The 22,265-nt window shown below is 71.7% G+C and carries 21 protein-coding genes and 2 pseudogenes; 15 read left to right on the top strand and 8 right to left on the bottom strand.

The features are described 5' to 3' along the window. A pseudogene (locus G567_RS0106525) lies at positions 1-261 on the bottom strand (DUF5709 domain-containing protein); the annotation flags it as partial. A gap of 411 nt (positions 262-672) precedes the next feature. Between G567_RS0106525 and G567_RS0106520 the strand changes: the two are divergent. Both G567_RS0106520 and G567_RS0106515 read left to right on the top strand, forming a co-directional pair. Then, positions 673-1,470, top strand: a complete 798-nt coding sequence (locus G567_RS0106520) for an enoyl-CoA hydratase/isomerase family protein (RefSeq protein ID WP_037056086.1) — start codon at positions 673-675, stop codon at positions 1,468-1,470. Between the two features lie 5 nt (positions 1,471-1,475). After that, positions 1,476-2,078, top strand: a complete 603-nt coding sequence (locus G567_RS0106515) for a TetR/AcrR family transcriptional regulator (protein ID WP_028929351.1) — start codon at positions 1,476-1,478, stop codon at positions 2,076-2,078. 83 nt (positions 2,079-2,161) lie between these two features. On the opposite strand, the gene cobF is transcribed toward G567_RS0106515, so the two are convergent. From cobF to G567_RS0106500, 3 genes are all read right to left on the bottom strand, one after another. Then, the gene (cobF, locus tag G567_RS0106510; RefSeq protein ID WP_028929350.1) at positions 2,162-2,929 is read right to left on the bottom strand and encodes a precorrin-6A synthase (deacetylating); all 768 of its coding nucleotides are present in this window, start codon (positions 2,927-2,929) and stop codon (positions 2,162-2,164) included. Positions 2,930-2,973: 44 nt separating this feature from the next. Beyond that, a complete protein-coding gene (locus tag G567_RS31840) occupies positions 2,974-4,764 on the bottom strand; it encodes an HNH endonuclease signature motif containing protein (RefSeq protein ID WP_051232436.1) in 1,791 nt (596 codons plus the stop codon). Positions 4,765-4,865: 101 nt separating this feature from the next. Further along, positions 4,866-5,756: an aldose 1-epimerase family protein gene (locus G567_RS0106500; RefSeq protein WP_028929349.1), complete on the bottom strand. Its 891-nt coding sequence runs from the start codon at positions 5,754-5,756 to the stop codon at positions 4,866-4,868. Positions 5,757-5,890: 134 nt separating this feature from the next. Here G567_RS0106500 and G567_RS36595 point away from each other — a divergent pair. Then, positions 5,891-6,028, top strand: a pseudogene (locus G567_RS36595) (DUF2795 domain-containing protein); the annotation flags it as partial. Positions 6,029-6,136: 108 nt separating this feature from the next. On the opposite strand, the gene G567_RS0106495 reads toward G567_RS36595, so the two are convergent. Then, positions 6,137-6,907: a TetR/AcrR family transcriptional regulator gene (locus G567_RS0106495; protein ID WP_186814185.1), complete on the bottom strand. Its 771-nt coding sequence runs from the start codon at positions 6,905-6,907 to the stop codon at positions 6,137-6,139. Positions 6,908-6,968: 61 nt separating this feature from the next. On the opposite strand from G567_RS0106495, the gene G567_RS0106490 reads away from it, so the two are divergent. Both G567_RS0106490 and G567_RS0106485 read left to right on the top strand, forming a co-directional pair. Next, positions 6,969-7,349 (top strand): VOC family protein, encoded by a 381-nt coding sequence (locus G567_RS0106490; RefSeq protein WP_028929347.1) that lies wholly within the window; start codon positions 6,969-6,971, stop codon positions 7,347-7,349. Positions 7,350-7,849: 500 nt separating this feature from the next. Next, positions 7,850-9,283 (top strand): amidase, encoded by a 1,434-nt coding sequence (locus G567_RS0106485; RefSeq protein WP_028929346.1) that lies wholly within the window; start codon positions 7,850-7,852, stop codon positions 9,281-9,283. Positions 9,284-9,300: 17 nt separating this feature from the next. Here G567_RS0106485 and G567_RS0106480 read toward each other — a convergent pair whose 3' ends face one another. Beyond that, on the bottom strand, positions 9,301-9,840 hold the full coding sequence (locus G567_RS0106480) for a bifunctional nuclease family protein (RefSeq protein WP_028929345.1): 540 nt from the start codon (positions 9,838-9,840) through the stop codon (positions 9,301-9,303). Positions 9,841-9,868: 28 nt separating this feature from the next. Continuing rightward, positions 9,869-10,000, bottom strand: a complete 132-nt coding sequence (locus G567_RS36590) for a hypothetical protein (RefSeq protein ID WP_261763818.1) — start codon at positions 9,998-10,000, stop codon at positions 9,869-9,871. Between the two features lie 293 nt (positions 10,001-10,293). On the opposite strand from G567_RS36590, the gene G567_RS34770 reads away from it, so the two are divergent. Continuing rightward, positions 10,294-10,593: a hypothetical protein gene (locus G567_RS34770; protein ID WP_028929344.1), complete on the top strand. Its 300-nt coding sequence runs from the start codon at positions 10,294-10,296 to the stop codon at positions 10,591-10,593. Positions 10,594-10,640: 47 nt separating this feature from the next. Further along, a complete protein-coding gene (locus tag G567_RS34765) occupies positions 10,641-10,955 on the top strand; it encodes a PASTA domain-containing protein (RefSeq protein ID WP_161631675.1) in 315 nt (104 codons plus the stop codon). Positions 10,956-11,059: 104 nt separating this feature from the next. Here the strand turns inward: G567_RS34765 and G567_RS0106460 are convergent, their stop codons facing one another. Then, complete coding sequence (locus tag G567_RS0106460; protein WP_147200943.1) at positions 11,060-13,237, bottom strand: SpoIIE family protein phosphatase; 2,178 nt, start codon at positions 13,235-13,237, stop codon at positions 11,060-11,062. 88 nt (positions 13,238-13,325) lie between these two features. On the opposite strand from G567_RS0106460, the gene G567_RS0106455 reads away from it, so the two are divergent. From G567_RS0106455 to G567_RS0106420, 8 genes are all read left to right on the top strand, one after another. Next, positions 13,326-14,480, top strand: a complete 1,155-nt coding sequence (locus tag G567_RS0106455) for an acyl-CoA dehydrogenase family protein (protein ID WP_028929341.1) — start codon at positions 13,326-13,328, stop codon at positions 14,478-14,480. 187 nt (positions 14,481-14,667) lie between these two features. Further along, a complete protein-coding gene (locus G567_RS0106450) occupies positions 14,668-15,045 on the top strand; it encodes an ArsR/SmtB family transcription factor (RefSeq protein ID WP_028929340.1) in 378 nt (125 codons plus the stop codon). A gap of 64 nt (positions 15,046-15,109) precedes the next feature. Further along, a complete protein-coding gene (locus G567_RS0106445; RefSeq protein ID WP_245585563.1) occupies positions 15,110-15,598 on the top strand; it encodes an NADH-quinone oxidoreductase subunit B family protein in 489 nt (162 codons plus the stop codon). Beyond that, positions 15,595-17,613: a proton-conducting transporter transmembrane domain-containing protein gene (locus G567_RS36585; RefSeq protein ID WP_028929338.1), complete on the top strand. Its 2,019-nt coding sequence runs from the start codon at positions 15,595-15,597 to the stop codon at positions 17,611-17,613. The genes G567_RS0106445 and G567_RS36585 overlap by 4 nt, the downstream gene beginning before the upstream one ends. Continuing rightward, positions 17,610-18,557, top strand: coding sequence for a respiratory chain complex I subunit 1 family protein (locus G567_RS0106435; protein WP_028929337.1), 948 nt, complete (start codon positions 17,610-17,612; stop codon positions 18,555-18,557). The genes G567_RS36585 and G567_RS0106435 overlap by 4 nt, the downstream gene beginning before the upstream one ends. Before the next feature lie 11 nt (positions 18,558-18,568). After that, positions 18,569-19,231 (top strand): hypothetical protein, encoded by a 663-nt coding sequence (locus G567_RS0106430; RefSeq protein WP_028929336.1) that lies wholly within the window; start codon positions 18,569-18,571, stop codon positions 19,229-19,231. Then, positions 19,231-20,715 (top strand): proton-conducting transporter transmembrane domain-containing protein, encoded by a 1,485-nt coding sequence (locus G567_RS0106425; protein WP_028929335.1) that lies wholly within the window; start codon positions 19,231-19,233, stop codon positions 20,713-20,715. Before G567_RS0106430 ends, G567_RS0106425 begins: the two co-directional genes overlap by 1 nt. Then, entirely contained in the window at positions 20,715-22,256 is a 1,542-nt protein-coding gene (locus G567_RS0106420) for a hydrogenase large subunit (protein WP_051232434.1), read from the top strand. The genes G567_RS0106425 and G567_RS0106420 overlap by 1 nt, the downstream gene beginning before the upstream one ends. The last annotated feature ends 9 nt before the right edge of the window (positions 22,257-22,265 follow it).

Genomic DNA, 22,265 nt, shown 5'->3' with positions numbered 1-22,265 from the left:
CTACACCGTCCCTTTCGGACCGGCGTCGGCCCCGGCGTCACGGGCGGCATCCCGCCACGCCTGCTCGACGCGCGGTCCGTCGTCAAGTGCGGCGGCAATCTCGGGGTCGTCCACCCGCGAATCCTCAGGAATTATTGAGATATCCCCGTCGACATCGTGCACGGCGGCCTCCTCTGCCGAAGCCGTGCCCCCGTCGATGCCGACGTCCGCCGCGTCGTTGTCGTCCATGGGCTCACCCGTCGAGGCGGCCGCAACCGGCCGCCCTGCCCGGGTCGGTCAGCCGCAGCATGCTCCGCCTGGGGCCGTTCCCGATGGAGGCGCTCGTCGATGGTGTCGCCGGCCGGCGCGCCGGCCGCCGTCACACCGTCCTCGTCGAGACCGTAGGGCCGGTCCGGCGGTCGCGTATCCGGAGTCCAGGGCGTCGCCGTCCCCGGCGGGGCAGACCAGGACCTCGGCCGTCTCCAGGTGCAGGCCGTCGGTTAGGTCGGCGGCCTCGGACTGCTCGCGGTAGTCACGCTGAGCCATCCGTTCCCGCTCCTCTCGCCGTCGTCCGGGTCGTCCTCCGCGTACCCCGGACGCGCCGCGCGCACACCGGTCGAGTGGTGATGGGGACGCGCAGCCCGGTCAGGCAGGCCGAATGTGTTCTGATCGTCGGAAGAACGAGGAGGACCCATGACATCATTCGCCGAGCCGACCGCCGCCCCGATCACCGTGGATCGCGCCGCAGAGGGTGTCGCGCTGGTCGAGCTGCACCGGCCCCCGCACAACTACTTCGACCTGCCCCTCGTCCGCGCGCTCGCTGATATCCACGCCGAACTCGACGCCGACGACTCGGTCCGGGCGATCGTGCTGTGCAGCGAGGGCCGCAACTTCTGTGCCGGTGCGAACTTCGGTGGCGACGGCAGCCGCAGTGAAGCGGTCACCACCGAGGTCGCGAACGCCCTCTACGCCGAGGCCGTACGACTGTTCTCGGTGGCCACGCCCGTCGTGGCCGCGGTGCAGGGCATCGCGATCGGCGGCGGGCTCGGGCTCGCGGTCTCGGCGGACTTCCGGGTCGCCGGGCCCGGCAGCCGATTCGCCGCCAACTTCGCCCGGCTCGGACTTCACCAGGGCTTCGGACTCTCGGTCAGCCTCCCGCGCGTCGTCGGCGCCCAGCACACGCTGGACATGCTGCTGACGGGCCGCCGGGTCGGCGGAGAGGAGGCGCTGCGATTCGGGCTGGTCGACCGGCTCGTCGGCGACGAGGAGATCCGGGCCGGAGCGGTCGCGCTGGCCGCCGAGGTCGCAGCCGCAGCACCACTGGCCGTCCGGAGTATCCGAGCCACCATGCGAGCCGGGCTCGCCGAGGAAGTTGCCGCGATCACCGAACACGAGGCCGCCGAACAGCGGAGATTGCGCGAGACCGCGGACTTCCGCGAGGGCGTCGCGGCGTCGCTCGAGCGTCGCGATCCGCGCTTCATCGGGCGTTGAGCGTCATGGGCACCGCATCGGACACCGCGCCCGGCCGACCCCGCCGTCCGCGGGACTCGGCAGCCACCCGTCAGGCGCTGTTGGCGGCGGCCAGCGAGCTCTTCGCGACGGTCGGCTACGACGCGACGACGGTCCGCGCGATCGCCGACCGCGCCGGCGTGAACCAGGCGCTGCTGTTCCGGCACTTCGGCAACAAGGAGGCGCTGTTCGCGGAGGCCGTCACGGGGCAGGCGATGGAGGTGCTGAACGCGGGTCCGCCGGAGAGCTTGTTGCCCCGGATTCTCGACAGCATGCTGTCCGAGGATGCCTCGGGTGGTGAGCTGTTCTACGCCGTGCTCCGCTCGGCCGGCAACTCCGAGGCCGCCGCCGCGGTCCGCGACGAGCTGAGCACCAGCTACGGCCGAGCGTTCGCCTCGCTGGCCGATACCGACGACCCCGCAGACGCGGCCGTGCGGGCCAACCTGCTGATGGCCTGGCTGCTCGGTATCGGGCTGCTGCGCACCGTGTTGAAGACCGAGCCACTGGCCCATGCGGACCCCCAGGCCATCACCGCGCACGTCATGCGCGTTGCTCCCGCGTTGCTGGAGACATCCGCTCCCTCGAGGTGACCGCCCGTCGCACCCTCATCCCCGGCCGGTGAACACCAGGAACAGCAACTCGGCGTCTCATTCGGAGACGACGGTCTGATGCCTCAGCGTTCCTCGGGACGGCGCCGCAGGAGATAGGTGTCCATGATCCAGCCCTTACGCTCACGCTGTTCGGCACGGATTCGCACGATGTCATCCTTGACCTGCTGCAGGTTGCCGCTCACCAGCACCTCGTCGCGCGAGCCCACGTAGGCGCCCCAATAGATATCGACGTCGGTGTCGGGTAGGTCGGCGAAGGCAGAACCGCCGTCGAGCATCACGACGACGTCATCGACGTCGGTGGGCATCCCCGCCGCGAGCCGGCGTCCAGTGGTGATCAGCACCGGGCGGCCGATGCGATTGAGGATGAGCCGGTGCGCCGCCGTCAGGGCCTGCACGCTGCTGATCCCCGGGATGCTCTCGACCTCGAACGACATCGTAGAGCGCGCCGCGATGCGATCGAGAAGCCGCAGCGTGCCGTCGTAGAGCGAAGGGTCGCCCCACACGAGGAACGCGCCGGTCTGGTCCTCTCCGAGCTCCTCGAGGATCATCTGCTGGTAGATCTCGGCGCGCCGATCCTGCCAGTCGACGACGGCGTCGCGGTAGGCGTCGGCGGTCCGGTCGCGTTCTGGGTCGGACGCCTCGACGACGCGGTACCGGCCGTGCTCGACGTGTTGGGAGAGCAACTCGGTCCGGAGTCCGGCCAGATCGTCCTTGAGGTGACCCTTGTCGATCACGAAGAACACATCGACCCGGTTCATCGCCTTGACGGCCTGAACGGTGATGTGATCCGGATTCCCCGCGCCGATCCCGATGACGTACACCTTCCGCACGCTTGAACGGTAGATCATGCCCTCGAACCGGATGCCGTGACCGGTCAGTCGGGCTCCGGCGGCTCGCCGGAGCCCGGTTCGGGTTCGCGCGGCACCGGCTCCGGCAGATCCGCCGCAATAGGGTCACCACGGGTCAGGTAAACCTGCCCGAGTGGGCTGCGCCACCGGAAGGTTCCCGGCGCGGTCTGGATCAACGTCCAGCCGGCCTGTTTCATCAGATGGTGCTGTTCGCACAGCGGTTCGAGATTTCCGCTGACGGTGTCGCCGCCCAGCCAATGGTCGCGGGTGTGGTCGGTATCGGTCTTGAGGGCCGGTCGCCAGCAGCCGGGTGCCACACAGGTTCGATCACGCATCTGCACGTACCGGCGCAACGCCGCGCGGGCGAACCGATCCCGGGGGTGCGCCTCGATTCGCCGCAGGGCGGACCCGCGATCCCGGTACTGCGCGGCGATGTCGGCGATCACCCCGGCCCAGGCGGTAGCCGTCGTCTCGTCCAGGTCGACCTCGCCGGCCGTGAGCCGCTCCAGGAACCGAGCCTGAACGTGGATCTCAACCACCCCGCCGCGGGCCGAATCGTCGAGCGAATGCCCGCGAGGGCGTTTCCGGGTGATCGCCCCATGGGCCAGGTAGCCCTCGTCGTCGGTGATCGCGATCCGCCACTCCCCGGCGTGCTGCAAGGCGACCAGTGTGCGAGCGTCCGCGGCCACGATCGGGCCCCATCCCGGCAGCTCAGCGGTGTTCTCGTTCAGGCCGAGCAGGGTGGACAAGCCGATCCGGACCTCGACCCCGGCGCGCGAGCGGATCGCCGGGGGACCCTCGGGATGCGGCCGCCGGGTTGTCGCAGCCTCGCGCCGCGAGGCACGTCGAGTGCGGGAAGCGGGCCCTGTCGTGCCGCCGCGCCGGGAACGCCGCCGAGTTGCCGCACGGGCGAGGACGACCGAGCCTGCGGCCCCCGCGCGCCGAGCCGATGTCGTCGCTCCACCGGAACCGCCCTTCGCGTCCTGGTCGGGAAACGTGGACGGGTCGGCAAGCATCGCCGCGATGATCTGCTCCCGGCTCAGCCCGTCGTATCGCCCGTCCAGCAGCCGCAGCAGCAGATCGGCCTGCAGCATCCGCTCCGGGGCCGAATGCCCCGCGGCCTTCACCGAGCGGGCCAGTCTCTCCAACCGCTCCGCGGCCGCGGCGGCCTCCGCAGGCGGCAGGCCATATGCGGTGATCCGCGCGGTCCCCGTCGAATCCAGGTATCCCGATACCCCGCGTTCCCGGACCGCTCGCTGATAACGGCGACGGGCGGCGTCCGGGTCGATGTTCTGTACCTCGCGCAGTAGACGCAGGGCGAGCTGCCCGGTGGTCCAGCTCGGTGCGCAGGGCACGGTCCGCTCGCAGATGACCGCGATCTGCTGGGCGGTGAGATCACCGAGGTAGTCCGCGAAGACGCGAGCCTTGAGGTGGTCGATCCGCCCGGCCAGCAGCGCCGCGAACACCATCGGCAGATCCAGCACCAGGGTCTGCGCGAACGCCAGCTCCGCATCCGCCCGGCGACCGGTGAACGTCAACGCGGCGCCGATCTCGGCGGATGCCCAGTCCCCCACAGCCTGCGACCGACGCACCGCACCCTCGGCCGCGGGATCGTCGGGGACCGAGGCGGTCCTGCTGACCTCGACGATAGCCGCCAGGAACCGGGCGTAGGAGTGCGACACCTGCCGCCAGGAGGCCTGCAATACGTCCACGATCTCACTGTTGGGTACGGCGGCGAGATCAAGCGCATTCAGGGCGGCGGCCAGGCCGGGTCCGGGCTCCGCCGAGCCCCAACCCGCCGCATCGCCCGTCGCCATATATCGAACGTACGTTCGCCACCCGCCCCTCGTCCACCCATCTGCCCGTCTCCCACCGAAGACTTCACCATCGCGAACAGGCATATACCCAGAAACGGGGATCAGCCCAAGAGCCGCAGCCCCCAGCCACCGCTCCACCGTTCACCGGGTGCCAGGACGATGAGGTCGGTTCCCGCGTTGAGCGCGTCGGGTGGGCACGTCATCGGTTCTACCGCGACGGCCCGCCCGCGACCAGGGAAGTCGTCCGGAGTGAACACCTGCACCCAGCGAAAATCCGGATCGGCCCACAGCTCGAGCCCGGCCCCGGGTGCGAACAGCCGGTGACGCACCCGGTCGTCGCCGACCGCGGGCATGCAGCCGCCGAAGGTGGCGTCGAGGCGAGCGCCGCGCAGCGGCCGGTCGCGGTCCTCGACGGCGAGTGGGCGCAACGGCCCGGCGGGCAGCTGGCCGTCCAACGGCAGTCGCTCGGTCGCGGCCAGGTGCAGCACGCAATCCTCCGTGGGCACGTCACCGAGCCGCAGGTACGGGTGCGCGCCGAGTCCGAACGGGACGTCGCGCGCGCCGCGGTTCTCCGCGGTCACGGTCACCGCGAGTCCGTCGCTGGATACTGCATAACGGGCGGTCACCCGCACCGGCTCCGGCCAGCCCGGCTGCGCCGTGACGACCGCGGCGAGCTCGACGGCGTCGCTGGCATGTTCGACGATTCCCCACAGCACGTGACGCAGCAGCCCGTGGATCGCGTTCCCGGCCGCGGGTTCGGTGAGCGCGAGCTGCTGAGGCCGGCCACGCCACACCCAGGATCCCCTCGCGACCCGGTTGGGCCACGGCGCGAGCAGCGCACCGGAGCCGAGCGGAGGGTGAGAATCCTCGGGGAAGGTCTCGCAGTAGGCCCGCCCGTGGACGTCGAAGGCGCGCAGCCCGGCCCCGACCTCGGTCACGATCGCCCGGGCCGGGCCTGCCGCGATCACGAACTGCCGACCGGTCGGGGGCATCGGCGGCATCGTCACCCTCCTTGGTACCCGGACTCGGAACCGATCCGTCCAGCCTGGACCACACGCGGACGATCCGCAGCCGAGCCGAGGTGTATCCGGCCTGCACGGGGTAGCCCGCGGACACGTCGTTCCAGGTGACCGAGGTGCAGCGCTACCTCCACGGTGCGGACTACCCGATGACCGGTCCACAACTCGCCGACCTCGCTCAGCGCAACGGGGCCGGCGAGGACCTCGTGTCGGTGCTGCGCGGGCTACCCGAGGTCGACGGCCCGAACGAGGTCATGAAGCGGATTTCCGAGCACCTCGGCAGCCCGGCGGACAGCTGGTCCCCGGCGAGATATCGCGCAGTTCCGGACCGCCGGCCCAGATCGGATGGGCTGTCAGGGCCGCTCCACCAGTGCCGCCAGCCCGTCGAGCACCGTGCGCAACCCGAACTCCCAGGCGTGGTCGGGGCTCCAGGTGCTGCCGTGGGCGGCGCCGGCCGCCGCCCCGACCCGGGCGGCCGTCGGGTACACGGCCTCATCGAACACTCGGCCCAGCAGCGGAGCATTGAGCGCCCACCACTGCTCGTCGTCCATCGCGCTGTCCCGCTGGGCGGCGCGGGCGTCGGCCGCGTCGCGGGCGTGCAGGCGGACGAAGCCGAGCAGGTGCGCCAGCGCGGCGTCGATGTCGACGTCGGAGAGGCCGAGCCCGTCGAGCGCCCGCAACTCGTGCTCGTACTTGGCCATCTGCCCCGGCCCCAGCGGCGGACGGCAGGTGGAGATCGTGGCCGCCCACGGGTGCGCCTCGAACAGGGCTCGGTTCTCCTCGGCGATCGCGACGACCCGCTCCCGCCACGGTCGGCCCGCGGTGTCGGTGCGCGGCATCGCGGCGTAGGCGGCGTCGAGCATGAGGTCGAGTAGCTCGGCCTTTCCGGGCACGTAGGTGTAGAGCGTCATCGGCGCGACGCCGAGGGCCTGCGCCACCCGTCGCATCGTGACCGCCGCCAGCCCCTCGGCGTCGGCCAGCCGCGTCGCCGCGCCGACGACCACGTCGATGCCCAGTCCCTGCCGCGGTCCGCGGCGGGGGATGGCGGAGGCGTCGCGCCACAGCAGGGAGAGGGTCCGGTCCGGGTCACCGGCGCTGCTGCGGTCACTTGACACAGGGACCATTGTGGCGCAGCGTTTAGCGTACAGTGTACAATGTACTAAGTACGATGGAAGAGAGCACCGCATGAAGATCACCGCATCCGCCGTCTCGCTGAATGTGGAGGACGTCGAGGCCTCCACCGCCTTCCTGGTTGATCACTTCGGCTTCCGCACCGAGATGGCCGCGCCCGGCTTCGCCTCGCTCACCCGCGACGACGCCGGGATGAACGTCGTCTTCCTGCGTCGCGGCCTTTCCACCCTGCCCGCCGACCAGCGCGACGACCACGCCTCCGGGCTGATCCTGGCGTTCACGGTCGACGATCTCGAGGGCGAGCTGACCCGGCTGCAGACCGAGGGCGTCGCCATCACGATGCCGCTGACCAGCGAGGAATGGGGCGAGCGAGCGTTCCAGGTACGCGACCCCAACGGTGTGATCGTGCAACTGGTCGACTGGAACGCAGGCTGATCAAGCGCAGGGCCCGGCGGGCCCTGCGGTCAGATCGCCGCCCCGTCACCTGAGCGACGCCGCCGGTCACGGCAGGCCCCCTGGCCAGTTCGGGGGCGAGCAGTTCGGCCGCGCGCTCCGCGGTGTAGGTGTACGGCCAGACGAACGCCACCGTGCGAGACGCCAGACCCGAAGAGGAAATCCGGGAGGTGCACCTGGCATGGGCGCAGGCAGGCGCGTAACCGCAAAAGTCGAGGTCCGACACGCGCCGCTGCAATTCGACGAGGTGTTCGACGAGGAGCGGGTCGTCGCCCTGCCCGCCCGGCACCGGCCTGCCGGGCGCGACCGGGTGGGCATCGCCGAACTGGACGGCGAGGATGTGTGCGACATCACCCCCGCCACGTTACGGTGGGCGAACCGAGCGTGGATCCGGCGTTCGGACATCGGTCGATCTGCCGATGGCTGCCCGCGCCCGGATACCGACCGTCACCGCGCCGGGCGTTCAGCTGAGGGAGGAACCCATGCGGGTCGACGAGTACGTGTCGCACGACGCGACGGCATTGGCGGAGCTGATCCGCGAGGGTGCGGTCAAGCCCGATGAGGTCGCGGAGGCGGCGGCCGCCGCGCTCGATGCGGTGCAGCCCGAGCTCAACGCCCTGGTCGGTGAGCGGTTCGCCGAACCACTGGCGTACTCCGCGGACGGTCCGTTCGCCGGTGTGCCGTTCGCGATCAAGGACCTCGTCCTGCACGCCGACGGTATCCCGCAGCGGGCCGGGAGCCGGCTGCTGGGCGACGGGGTCGCGATGCCGGGCGACAGCTACCTGATGGCCCAGTTCCGGGCAGCGGGGCTGGCGACGATGGGGCTCACCGCGACTCCCGAACTGGGTTTCAACGCCAGCACCGAGCCGGTGGCCACCGGACCGGTGCGCAACCCCTGGGACACCACGCGCAGCCCGGGCGGATCCAGCGGTGGCTCGGCGGCCCTGGTCGCCTCGCGGGCGCTGCCCATGGCGCACGCCAACGACGGCGGCGGCTCGATCCGGATCCCGGCGGGATGCTGCGGACTGGTCGGGCTCAAGCCGACCCGGGGGCGGACGACGCCCGGCCCGGACTACGGCGACCTGCTGCTCGGGTTGGCGATCGAGTTCGCCGTGACCCGCACGGTGCGCGACTGCGCGCGGCTGCTCGACGCGGTGCACGGCGCCCAGCCCGGCGACCGCTATCTGCTGCCGGCCCCGGAGCGTCCGTTCGCCGAGGAGGTACGAGCCGGCAGCCGCCCGCTGCGGATCGCGGTGAGTACCACGCCGTCGTCGGGCCCGGGTTCGGTCGACCCGCAGTGCGTGGCGGCTGTGCGCGGGGTCGCCGAGCAGCTGGAGTCGATGGGGCACACCGTCGTCGAGGCCGCCCCGACGATCGACGCCGCGGCCTTCGACGACGCCAACCTGGTGGCGTGGACCAGCTTCCTCGCCGACGCGGTGGATCAGCTCGCCACCGCGGTGGGCGTCACGCCCGGCCCGGACACCCTGGAGGCGACCACGCTTGCCTGCGCGGAGCACGGCCGAACGCTGCGCGCCGCGGACCTGTACGCGGCGGACCGGGTGTTCAACGCGACGACCCGCGCGGTCGCGGCGTTCTTCACCGAGCACGACGTGCTGCTCACCCCGACGACGTGCGCGCCGAACACCCCGCTGGGCCACCTCGACGCGAACGCCTCGGGATTGGACGCTCGCGGCTGGTACGACCGCATCTTCAGCTTCGCCGGGTTCACCGCGGTGTCGAACGTGACGGGCATGCCGGCGATCTCGCTGCCGCTCGGCTCCTCGGCCGAGGGCTGGCCGATCGGCGTGCAACTGGGTGCCGGGCTCGCCGGGGAGGCGACCCTGCTCGCGCTGGCGGCGGATCTGGAGCGGGCGATGCCCTGGTCCGATCGGCGACCGGCGGTCGTCGCGGACTGACCGTCCGCCCGTGCGGCTCAGGAGGGATCGAAGTCCTCGGGCCGAACCGATTCGAGGAAGCTGCGGAAGCGCTCGATCTCCTGTTCCTCGGTCGCGGCCTGCCGTCGCGGCTCGGATGGCGCGGGCGGCGACGCGCGCACCAGGGTGATGCCGGCCAGGCTGGGCACGGCGGCCTGGTCGAGCAGTTCCCGCGTCGCCATGATCGGCACCCGGCTGTGCAGCGCGATCGCGACCGCATCGCTGGGTCGCGCGGAGACCACCGCTCCCGACCGCATCGCAAGTTCGGCGTGGAACACCTCGTCACACAGCGCCACGACCCGTACCTCGGCCAGCTCATGGCCCAGCGCCATGATCACCTGGGCGATCAGCTGATGTGTCGCGGGCCGGGGCGGGGTCACCCGCCGCTGCTCCATCTCGATGGCCGCCGCCTCGGCCTCGCCGATCCACAGCACCAGGTAGCGATCCGGTGCCAGATCGTGCTGCCGGGTGCCCAGCACGAGCACCCGCTGGGCAACCGTGGAACCGGATCCGACTCCGACCACTCGCATCTCGGCCATGGGTGTCATCGCGGGTCACCGCGTCCGCTCAGCCGGCCGCAGCCGGCACGTCGGCCGCGTCGGGGCTGCGCAGGAATGCCGGCTCGACCCCGAACAGCTCCACGGCCCGGCCCATCGACCAGCCCGGGTGGTCCTCGTCGTCCAGGTCACGCACACCCACTGCTGCTCCTCTCGGCGCGGCGCGGATCTCGGGTACCCCACGTCACACCGCGAGAATAACGCCGCCTATCGGCTCTCCACGAGAAGGAAGTCGGCCGCCGGGATCCGCCAGGTACCCGCTATTCCGCGACCCGGCCCGCCGGACGTGGAGGTGACGTCGGACACGACGTATAGCTAAGATAGCTGGCACAGAAATTCAACAACTCCCGGCGTAGATCACCGGCGTTGAGCGGAGCAGACCTCCCCGGTCGTGCCGATCCGACCGCCGGACCGGGGAGCAGGTGAGGAGAAGCGATGCATCCCGCCCCCGCCACCTCCGATCTCGCCCAGGCCTGCCTCCAGGCCTCCCATCTGCTGCGCCGCCACACCCGCCGCCAGCTGCATCTCCCGGCGCACGACGAGCGCACCGCGCAGGCGACCTGCCGGCTCCTCGAGACCCTGAGCCTGGCACTCGCCGAGAATCCCGAATGCCTCCCTCGGCAGGTGGCCGGCGCCGCGCACCGGCTGGCCCGGAGCATCGCCGCGCTGCCTCCGATCCCCTACCCGACGCCGTCCGCAGCGAGGGTCAGGCCCGTCGCCGATCCCCATCGCTGAGCCTGCGCGGACATCGCCGCGGCTGGTCGGTCACTACCCTGACTGACATGAAGGAGCCCCGGCATGTGCTGGTCCCGGCACTGGTCGGGCTGGACGTGCGCGAGGCGCATCAGCTCTCCCTGGACGCCGGTGTCATCGCGGTCAACCCCGACCCCGACACGCCCCCGGCCCGACACGGTGCGGTCGTGGCCCAGCGACCCACCGCGGGTACCCAGGTCAACCCCGGTGATCCGGTCACGATCTGGGTCGACGCCGGCCCCGAGCAGGACGACACCGACGGGGACGACGGTGGTGGCGGCGGCGGTCGCTGGTGGCGGCTCGGGCCCCGTCCGCGCCCGCCCAAACCTGCCGGCACCAAGTAGCAGCGGGCCGTCAGCGCGTCATGGAGCCATAACGTTCAATCCGCCCCACCGCTCTGCGCCTCATGGGAGCCATAACGTTGAGGGCGCGTCATGGGGCCGGCACGTCACCCCGGGACGCGGATGGCGAGCAGTGCGACGTCGTCGGTGGTCGGCGCGCCACGCAGCAGCTCGTCGCACAGTTTCTCGATCGGGAGCTCCATCGCGGCGGCAGCGCGCACCTCGAGCGCGACGATGCTGCGGTACAGGTCGGTATCGGGCCGTTCGACGAGCCCGTCGGTGTAGAGCAGCAACGTCGACCCCGGCGGCAGCGCGGTCTCGGCCTCGGTCCGGGGCCGGGCCAGGCCCGCGACCAGGGCCATGCCCGTGGCCTCGGTTAGCAGCCGCGGCCGCGCCCCCGGCGTGACCAAGAACGGGGGCGGATGTCCGGCGACGGCCCAGCGCATCCGCCATCCGTCACCGGCTTGGCTGAGCTCGGCATGGACGAGGGTCGCGAACTGGGTGATGCGCAGCCGGTCGTTGATCACACCGAGCCGGTCGAGGACACCGGCAGGTCCGTCGGCCCGGTCCAGGGCCAGCGTGCGCAGGCTGGCCCGCAGCTGGCCCATGGCCGCCGCGGCGGTGATGTCGTGGCCGACGACGTCGCCGATCACCACCGCCAGCCCGTTGTCGGAGCCGAGCGGGAACGCGTCGTACCAGTCCCCGCCCACCTCGTCGTGACCGGCGGGCTGGTAGCGGGCGGACAGCTCGAGGCCGGGCACCTCGGGCGGGTCGGTGAGCAGGCTGCGTTGCAGGACCAGCGCGGAGGCGCGGGTGCGCTCGTAGGAGAGCCCGTGTTCCAGCGCCCTTCCCGCGAAGCGGGCGATCTCGCCGAGGGCGCCGAGCTCGTCGTCGGTCCACAGCGGCCGGTCATGGCACACCCCGAACACCACGATCGCGGCCACCAGCCCGTCCACGATCACCGGGGCGGCCACCACGTAGTTCAGCCCGCTGTGGATCGTGGCCGCCGCGCTCGGGGGCAGCGACCACCGCGGCACGGCGGGGGTGGCGATGGGACGGCGCAACATCCGTCCCTCCTGGATCGTTTCGATGATCGGGTTTCCATCGCCGGTCCATCGCACATGTGTCGCGAGGGGCGGCAGCTCGATCCCGGGGATGGCCGCGGCCGCCACCCGGTCGGTGAACACAGGCAGGGGCGGCATCCGCCCCGGAGGAACCGGGCGGGCCAGCCGGTGGACGATCGACAGGTCGGCCAGCTCCGGCACCGCGACTCTGGCGAGCTCGCGCAACTCCGCGGCCGTATCCAGGTTCCGGTTCAGGGTTGCGCTGGCCCGCGCCAGCAGCTCCTGATGCCGGGCGCGCCGCTGCAGGTCGCGGACCGCCTCGACGCGGTCGGTGACCTCGACCGCGACCACGAGCAGGCCGCGGTCGGCCGCGCTGACCCGACCGACACCCGAGCCGCGGCGCAGACCCAGGTCACGATCGATCGCGGAGCAGTCGAAGAACCGCTGCCGCGGACGCTGCTCACCGGGCCAGACGAGGGTCACCGACACATCGGTCGCCGAGAACGTCTCCCCGGTGGCCAGGACCTGGTCCAGCACCGTGCGGAAGGGGCCCGAGAGCCAGGGGTGGGCGACCGCGATCGGCAGGCCCGCCGGCGGCCGCTCGCCGAAGATCGTCCGATAGGCCGGGTTGCGGTACTCCAGCACGTGATCGGGTCCGTGGGTCACCGCGATTGCGGCCGGAGCGTTGTCGAACGCCTTGAGCAGCCGCTGCCGCCGATCGATGTCCCCGTGCAGCGCCAGTTCGCTGACCACCGACTCGGCCAGCGCCTCCAGTGCCCGGCGGTCCACCGGCCGCCAGCGCCGGGCGCGGGTATCGGCCACGCACAGCGTGCCGATCAGATGCCCGGCGGCATCGCGCAGCGGGACGCCCGCATAGGCGACGAACCCGAGCTCGGCATGTCCGGACGACCCGCTCAGCTCGGGGTCCTTGGCGGCGTCCTCGATATAGCGCGGCCCCCCGGCCAGCAAGGTCGCCGGGCAGTATCCGGTCCCGACCGGCATCCGCCGCAGGGTCGCGTACGGCTCACGCAGGCCCGTGAGACCGACGAGGTACTGCTGCGCCGTCGCGATGAGCGTGACAACCCCGACCGGGGCGTCGAGCACGAGTGCGGCCAGCTTGGCCAGCCGGTCCAGTGCGGCGCGGTCCGCCTGAGCGATCGGTAGCGCCTGGTCGACCGCAGCCAACCGCTCCGGATCCGACAGCAAGTCCCCCGTCGGCATCCGCACAGGTTAGATGCCATCGACCACTCCCCGCGACGGCTTGTCGTTCCTATATTCGCGGGGGAACCGACTGCGGAAAGGTCCGATCGTGAGCGTTCTGAGCACCGAGGAGCAGGCCGTCGTCGCGACGGTGCGCGAGTTCGTCGATCGCGAGGTCCGTCCCGTCGTCCGCGAGCTCGAGCACAGCGACACCTACCCCGAGAAGCTCATCGAGCAGATGAAACAGCTGGGGATCTTCGGCCTGGCCATCCCGCCGCCATGGGGCGAGGCACCGGTCTCGATGCCGTGTTATGCCCTGGTCACCGCCGAGCTCGCCCGCGGCTGGATGAGCCTGGCCGGTGCCATGGGCGGCCACACCGTCGTCGCCAAGCTCCTGCTCGCCTTCGGCACCGCCGAGCAGCGGGACCGCTGGCTTCCCCGGATGGCCACCGGCGAGGTCCGTGCCACGATGGCCCTCACCGAACCCGGCGGGGGCTCCGACCTGCAGGCCATCACGACCGTCGCCCGCCGCGACGGCGACCACTACCGCATCAACGGCGCCAAGACCTGGATCACGAACGCCCGCCGCTGCGGGCTCATCGCGCTGCTGTGCAAAACCGATCCCGCCGCCACCCCGAAACACCGGGGAATCTCCATTCTTCTCGTCGAACACGGCCCCGGGCTCACGATCTCCAAGGACCTGTCGAAACTCGGCTACAAGGGCGTCGAGAGCTGTGAGCTCACCTTCGACGACTACCGCGTCCCCACCACCTGTCTGCTTGGTGGCGTCGAGGGCCGCGGCTTCGGGCAGATGATGAAAGGCCTGGAAACCGGCCGTATCCAGGTCGCCGCCAGGGCCCTCGGCGTCGGCCAGGCCGCCCTCGACGACGCCCTGCGCTACGCCCAGCAGCGCGAGGCCTTCGGCAAGCCGATCTGGCGGCACCAGTCCATCAGCAACTACCTCGCCGACATGGCCACCACCCTCACCGCCGCCCGCCAGCTCACCCTCCACGCCGCCCGCCGATACGACACCGGCCGGCGCGCCGATATGGAGGCCGGAATGGCGAAGCTCTTCGCCTCCGAAAGCGCGATGACCATCGCCCTCAACGCCATTCGCATCCACGGGGGCTACGGCTACTCATGCGAGTTCGACGTCGAACGCTACTTCCGCGACGCCCCCCTCATGATCGTCGGCGAGGGCACGAACGAGATCCAGCGCAACATCATCACCGACCAGTTGATCAAACGCGGTGGCATCGACTGACCACCCCGCGAGGCACTGACTTAACGACTTGCTAAGGTCTGCAAGGGTTGGTCGGCGGAATCCGCGGGTCCAGCCCGGCCTGCTCTCCGATCGGCAGTCGCCGCCCCGGACGAAACGACGAGGAGCGAGCGATGGCCGGAGGGACCGCAGGTGTGACACACATCGGTCCCGGGGAGTGTCAGTGGCGTTGAGCGAACCGCTCTACCAGCTGAAGGCCGAGTTCTTCAAGACGTTGGGCCATCCGGTCCGAATCCGGGTGCTGGAGCTGCTGAGCCAGCGAGAGCATGCGGTGTCGGAGCTGTTGACGGAGGTGGAGATCGAGGCGGCGAACCTGTCCCAGCAGCTTGCCGTGCTGAGACGGGCCGGGCTTGTCGTGTCGCGCAAGGAGGGATCGGCCGTCCACTACTCCTTGACCAGCCCGCAGGTGGCCGAGTTGCTGGCGGTTGCCCGCTCGATCCTGAGCGGGATGCTGTCCGGGCAGGTGGAGCTGCTGGAGGACCTCCGCGGCACGCCACCGCTCACGGCGGCGCCGTCGGAGCGACGAATACGCGAACCGGGGCGCTGAGCCACGGTCGGTCCTTCCCCTCACCGGGGCGACCGTATTGACGAGGAACGAGTTCGGAGCGTGTGTGGTGCTGAGCCTGTGGCGGAAGATCCGCCGGACCGGACGCGTGGCGGAGCCAGCTCCCCCACCGCCCGACGCCGCGGCGGGACCGGCCGTGGCGGAGCTGGCCGGCTCGGTGCAGATCCGGCACGTCGACGCCGGTTCATGCAACGGGTGTGAGGTGGAGATCGGCTCGGCCTTCGGCCCGGTCTACGACGCCGAGCGCTACGGCGCCCGGCTGGTGGCCGCACCCCGGCATGCCGATGCGCTGCTGGTCACCGGGCCCGTGACCCGGAACATGGCGGTGGCGCTGCGCCGGACCTACGAGGCGACACCCGAGCCCAAGGTCGTGGTCGCCGTGGGTGACTGCGCGCGCGACTGTGGAGTCTTCGCGGGCTCGTACGGGGTGGCCGGAGCGGTGCGCGACGTCGTACCGGTCGACGTCGAGATCTCCGGCTGCCCGCCCCGTCCCGAGGCGATCGTCGCCGCGCTGCGGAGCCTCACCGGCCGATGAACCTGGTGGCTCTGGGCCTCGGCGCGGCCGCCGGGGCGGGTGTGGCGAGTGCGCTGATGGGGCTGCTGGTGCCGAGGCCGGCGCGCGCCGCGGCGGTCGGGCTGGGCAGCGCGGTCACCGGCGCGGCCGGTGTGCTGGCCGGGATCGCGGCGATGACCGGCCAGACCTGGTCGATGGCGGCACCCGAACTGCTGCCGATCGCCGGGGTGTTCCTCGAGGTCGACGCGCTCGGCGGCCTGTTCCTCGCCGTGGCCGGGGCGGTTGCCGCGGTCGCCGCGATCTACGGGATCGGCTACTCCCGCCACCACGCCGACGGACGCGCGCCGCAGGCCGTGCTTCCGCTGTTCGTCCTGACACTGCTGATCGTCCCGATCGCGGCGAGCGTCGGGACGTTCCTGGTGTGCTGGGAGCTGATGGCCCTCACCTCGCTGCTGCTGGTACTCACCGAGCATCGGCGGCGGGCGCAGGTGGGCGAGGCCGGGCGCTGGTACGCGATCATGACCCACCTCGGCTTCATGGCGATCCTCATCGGGCTGCTGGTGTTCACCGCGCAGGCCGCCGACGACACCTTCCCCGCGCTGCGGGCGGCCGCCGCGACGCTGTCACCCGCGGTCGCGGGCCTGGTGTTCCTCATGATCCTGGTCGGTTTCGGGTCCAAGGCCGGCGTCCTGCCGCTGCACGCCTGGTTGCCCAGGGCCCACCCCGAGGCGCCCAGTCACGTCTCGGCACTGATGTCGGCGGCCATGGTCAACGCGGGCGTCTACGGCATCGTGCGGGTCGGGTTCGACCTGCTCGGCGGCGGCGCCCGGTGGTGGTGGCTGGTGGTGCTGCTGCTCGGCGCGCTGTCGGCGGTCTACGGAATCCTGCAGGCCGCGATGTCCACCGATGTGAAGCGGCTGCTGGGCTATTCGACCACCGAGAACATGGGTCTGGTGCTCGTCGGGGTCGGCGCGAGCGGGCTGTTCGCCTCGGCCGGGAACACCGTGCTCGCGGCGCTGGCGATGGCGGCCGCGCTGCTGCACGTGTGCAACCACGCCGCGTTCAAGACGCTGCTGTTCCTGGCGGCGGGCTCGGTGCTGCACGCGACCGGCAGCCGCGACCTCGACGCGCTCGGCGGGCTGCGGCGCGGCATGCCCGCCACCACGGCGGCGTTCGGGCTCGGGGCACTGGCCGCCTCGGCGCTGCCGCCGGGGACCGCGTTCGTGAGCGAGTGGCTGCTGCTCCAGTCGCTCATCCAGGGTCTGCCGAACGCGGGGATCGCGACGTCGATCGTGCTACCGGTGGCGGTGGCCGCGGTGGCGCTGACCGCGGGACTCGCCGTGGCGACCTTCGTCAAGGCCTTCGGGGTCGGGTTCCTCGCCCGGCCCCGCAGCGACGCCGCGGCGAACGCGGCGGAGAGCCCGGCCACCATGCTGGCCGGGATGGGGCTGGCCGGGGTGGCCTGCGTGGCGCTGGCGCTGGTCCCAGGGCTGGCCCTGCCGCTCATCGGCCGCGTCGCGGGCGGGATCGCGGGAACGCAGACGGCACCCGCGACCGGTGCGCTGACCATCGAGCTGGCGGAGGTGACCGGCACCCTCTCCCCGTTCCTGCTCACCGTCGCGCTGCTGGCGGCGGCTGTGCTGGTGGTGGTCGCGCTCCGGGTCGCCGCGGCGCGACCGCGGCGCCAGGAGGCCCGGCTCTGGGACTGCGGTGCGGGACCGATGTCGGCGCGGATGGAGTACACCGCGACGTCGTTCGCCGAACCGCTGCAGCGGGTCTTCGACAACGTCGTCCAACCCGTTCAGGACGTCGACGTGACCCATTACCAGGAGTCGCGGTACCTCGTGCAGGCCGTGGAGTACCGCCGCCAGATACCCGACCGCATCGAACGCCGGTTCTATGAGCCGGTGCTGCTCGCGGTGGCCCGCTGGGGCCGGGCCGGACGGCGGCTGGCAACCGGCAGCGTGCACCGCTACCTCGGCTACGGCTTCTACACGCTCTGCGCGCTGCTGATCGCACTGGTGGTGATGAGATGACCCCGCTCGGCCTCGTCGGCGGTGTCGTGCAGCCGCTGCTGATCCTCGCCGGATCCCCGCTGCTGCTCGGCGTGATGCGGCAGATCCGGGCGCGCCTGGAAGGCCGCAGGGGCGCCGGGATCGGCCAGCCGTGGCGGGATCTGCGCAAGCTGATGCGCAAGCAGCGGATCACCCCCCGGGGGACCACCGAGGTCTTCCGGGTCGCACCCGTGCTGCTGGTGGCCACGACGCTCGTGGTCGCGGTCGTCGCCCCGTTCGTCACCATCACCTCTGCGGTGGGCCCGGTGGCGGATCTGTTCGCCGTGGTGGCGCTGCTCGCGCTGGGCACCGTCGCGGTGGCGCTGGCGGGCCTGGACACCGGCACCGCGTTCGGCGGGATGGGCGCCAGCCGGGAGACGACGATCCTGGCGCTGGTGGAGCCCACCCTGCTGGTGGCGATCTTCGCGCTGTCGGTCCGGGTCGGGTCGACCAACCTGCCCGCGATCGTCTCGGCGACGCTGGAGGACCCGGGGCAGGTGCTCTCCTCGGCGAGCCTGCTGGCCGCCGTCGCCCTCATGATCGTGATCGTCGCGGAGACCGGGCGGCTGCCGGTGGACAACCCGGCCACGCATCTGGAGCTCACGATGGTGCACGAGGCGATGGTCCTCGAGTACGCGGGACCGGATCTGGCGCTGATCGAGCTGGGTTCGGCGATGCGGCTGTCGGTGTACCTCGGGCTGCTGGCCAACCTGTTCTTCCCCATCGGGATCGCCACCGAGCTGAGCGTCCTGGGGATTCTCGGCGGAGTGGTCGCGTTCGCGGTCAAGGTCACCGTGCTGGGGGCGGCGCTGGCGACGACCGAGGTGTTCCTGGCCAAGCTGCGGCTGTTCCGGGTGCCCGAGCTGCTGGCCGGGTCGTTCCTGCTCGCGCTGCTCGCTGCGGGCGCGTCCTACTTCCTGGGCTGATGGGGGTCCGAGTGAGCGATGCGCTGTACGTCCAGCTGCTCAACCTCGCGGCGGGCGGGCTGCTGCTCACCGCCGTGCTGGCGCTGTGGCGGCGCGAGCTGTCCGTGATCATCCGGGTCTTCGCCGTGCAGGGCCTTGCGCTCGCCGGCCTGGTCGGGGTGCTCGCGGCGCGGGAGGGGTCCGCGGAGCTCGTCGCCGTCGCCGTCGGGGTGCTCGTGGTGCGCGTGGGCGTGCTGCCATGGCTGCTGCGCAGGGCGCTGGCCACCAGCGGCGCCGACCGTCGGGAGACTCGTCCGGTGGTCAACGTCGCGTCCTCGCTGCTGGCCGCCGCCGCGCTGACGCTGCTGGCCTACGCGGTGTCGCAGCCGCTGGTGCGGCTCTCCCCCGAACCGGCCATACACGCCGTCCCGGTGGCGCTCGCGGTGGTGCTGATCGGGTTCTTCGTGCTGGTCACCCGGCGCCGAGCGCTGTCGCAGCTGGTCGGGTTCCTGCTGATGGACAACGGCATCACCGCGGTCGGTTTCCTCACCGGGGCGGGCATCGGGTTGATCGTCGAGGTCGGCGTCGCGCTGGACGTGGTGCTCGTGGTGCTGGTGCTGCAGGTCCTGACCGGCCGGATGCGCGAGACGTTCGGCGCGACCGATCTGGACGACCTGCGAGAGCTGAGGGACTGATGAACTCACTGCTGCTGGCCGCCCCGGTCCTCGTGCCCGCGCTGGGAGCCGTGGGCTACGTCGCGTTCGGGTGGCGCGCCGCGACGGCCTGGGTCGGGTCCCTCAGTGCGGCGCTCGTGTTGGCCGCCGCGATCGCCACCGCGACGCAGGTGGTCGCGACCGGACCACAGAGCGCATGGGCCGGGATCATCCGTGCGGACGCGGTCAGCGCGTTCATGCTGATCGTGATCGGGGCGATCGGGCTGATCGCCGCGCTGGCCACCCCCGCCTATCTGCGCGCGGAGATCGCCGCCGGGCGGGCGAGCAGCCGGACCGCCACCCGGCACAGCGCGCTGGTGCAGTCGTTCCTGGCCACGATGGCGCTCGCCGTGCTGGCCGCGAACCTGGGCGTGCTGTGGGTGGCGGTGGAGGCCACCACGATCGTCACCGCCTTCCTCGTCGGGCAGCAGCGGACCAGGGACGCCGTCGAGGCCGCCTGGAAGTACGTGGTCATCTGTTCGGCCGGGATCGCGCTCGCGCTGCTCGGCCTCGTGCTGCTCGCCTTCGCCGCGCAGCACGCCGGTTCCGGCTCCGGCCTGGACTGGTCCGGGCTGGTGGCCTCCGCCGAGCATCTCGACCCTGCCGTGACCCGGTTCGCCGTGGTCCTGCTGGTCATCGGGTTCGGCACCAAGGCGGGCCTGGCGCCGCTGCACGCGTGGCTACCGGACGCCCACAGCCAGGCCCCAGCGCCGGTGTCGGCGCTGATGTCGGGGGTCCTGCTCTCGGTCGCCTTCTACGCCGTCCTGCGGATCAAGGTGATCGCCGACGCCGCGCTGGGTCCGGACTTCATCCGAGCCCTGCTCGTGATCGCCGCCCTGGCCTCGCTGCTGGTGGCGGCCTCGCTGCTGCTGGCGCAGCGGGACTACAAGCGCATGCTGGCCTACTCCAGCATCGAGCACATGGGGCTGCTCGCGCTCGGCGCCGCCGCGGGCGGACCGCTGGCCATGGCCGCCGTGCTGCTGCACATCCTCGGCCACGGCCTGGTCAAGAGCGTTCTGTTCCTGGGCGCAGGCCGGGTTCTGCAGGTCACCGGCTCGTCCCGGATCGGCGAGGTGCGCGCGCTGGTGGTCCGGCAGCCGGTACTCGCCGGTGTCGTGGGCTTCGGGGTCCTCGCCCTCATCGGACTTCCGCCGTTCAGTGTGTTCGCCAGCGAGCTGGGCATCGCCAGGGCCGGTTTCGCCGACGGGGTGGGTTGGGCGATGGGAGCGGGTCTCGTCCTGGTCGTCATCATCGCCGCGGCGCTGATCTCGCACACGAGCCGGATGCTGCTCGGCTCGCAACCCGCGCCGGACGGGCCGGGCGCGGCCACCGCGCCCGCTCGGCTGCCGGTGCTCGCCGCCGCCGCCATGATCCTCGGGCTCCTCGGGTCGGCGGCGCTCGGGATCAGTGCCGGTCCGCTCTCCGACCTGTTGCAGCTCGCCGCCGACATCCTCGCAGGAGCATGATGACCCTCCACGACCCGGCGCGGCCGGCCGCCGCGGCCGGCCGCTCTCGCACGACTCGGATCATCGCACCGGACGAGCTGCCCCGGCACGCGCAGGCCCTGCTGGGCGGCGGGTACCGGATCGCGCTCGTCGCCGGCCACGACGACGGGGACGCGCTGCGAGCCGTCTACCTGTTCACCGCCACCGGCGAGAGGGACGCCGAGAGCCGCGTCGAACTGCACGTCCCCCTCGATCCCGGGCATCCACACGTGCCGAGCCTGGCGGCCCTGTCGTTTCCGGCCGGCCGGTTCGAACGGGAGATGCGCGACCTGTTCGGGATCGTGCCGGACAACCACCCGCTCCCCCAGCGGCTGGTCCGGCACTTCCACTGGCCCCGGGGCTGGTACCCGATGCTGGCCGAGGCCGGGGACCCGCCCGCGTTCGGCGACCTCGACGAGCCGTATCCGTTCCGCACCGTGGAGGGCCCTGGCGTCTACGAGATCCCGGTCGGCCCGGTGCACGCCGGAATGATCGAACCGGGGCACTTCCGCTTCTCGGTGGTGGGCGAGACCATCCTCAACCTCAAGGCCCGCCTGTGGTTCGTGCACCGCGGGATCGAGAAGCTGTTCCAGGGCCGCCGGGTGGTGGAGGCGCTGGAGCTCACCGAGCGGGTCAGCGGCGACACCGCCGTCGGCCACACGCTCGCCTTCTGTCTCGCGATCGAGGACGCCCTCGGTCTGGACGTCCCGCGCGCGGCCGGGCAGCGCCGGGCCGTCGCCTGCGAGCTGGAACGGCTCTACAACCACATCACCGACCTCGGCGCGCTGTGCAACGACGTCGCCCACTCGATCCTCAACTCCCAGGCCCAGCGCATCCGGGAACAGCTGCTGCGGCTCAATGAGCAGGTCACCGGCCACCGGTTGCTGCGCGGCGCGATCCGCCCCGGGGGCGCGGTCCTGCGGGTGCTGCCGGATCCGAGCCTGCTGCGCACCATCGCCGAGGACATCGCGGAGGTCGTCGCCCTCGCCCTCGAACACAGCGTGGTGCGCGAGCGCTTCGCCGGAACCGCGATCCTCACCCGGCAGCAGGCCACCGACATCGGCACGCTCGGCTACGTCGCCCGCGCCAGCGGGCTGCGGATCGACGCCCGATACGACCACCCGTTCCTGAGCACGCCGATTCCGCGGCCCGAACACAGCCACACCGGCGGTGACGTGCTGGCCCGGTTCTGCGTCCGGGCAGAGGAGATCGCCCATTCGGTCGAGGTCATCGCCGGGCTCGTCGCGGAGCTCGACGGGGACCTCGGATCGGCGCCGCCGACGCCGGCCGTTCCCTCCGGCGGCCCCGGATCATCGGGCGTGGGGATCGTGGAGGGCTGGCGCGGAACGATCACGCACCGCATCGAGCTCGACGCCGGTGGCAGGCTCAGCCGAGTCAAGATCGTCGATCCGAGCTTCTTCAACTGGCCCGCACTGCCGGTCGCGCTGGCCGACACGATCGTTCCCGACTTCCCCCTGGTCAACAAGAGCTTCAACCTGTCCTACGCGGGTAACGACCTCTGATCCGCCGGC

The sequence above is a fragment of the Pseudonocardia asaccharolytica DSM 44247 = NBRC 16224 genome (assembly GCF_000423625.1).
In the GTDB taxonomy this organism is placed as follows: domain Bacteria; phylum Actinomycetota; class Actinomycetes; order Mycobacteriales; family Pseudonocardiaceae; genus Pseudonocardia; species Pseudonocardia asaccharolytica.
This window is presented reverse-complemented; position numbering and strand designations above follow the sequence as displayed.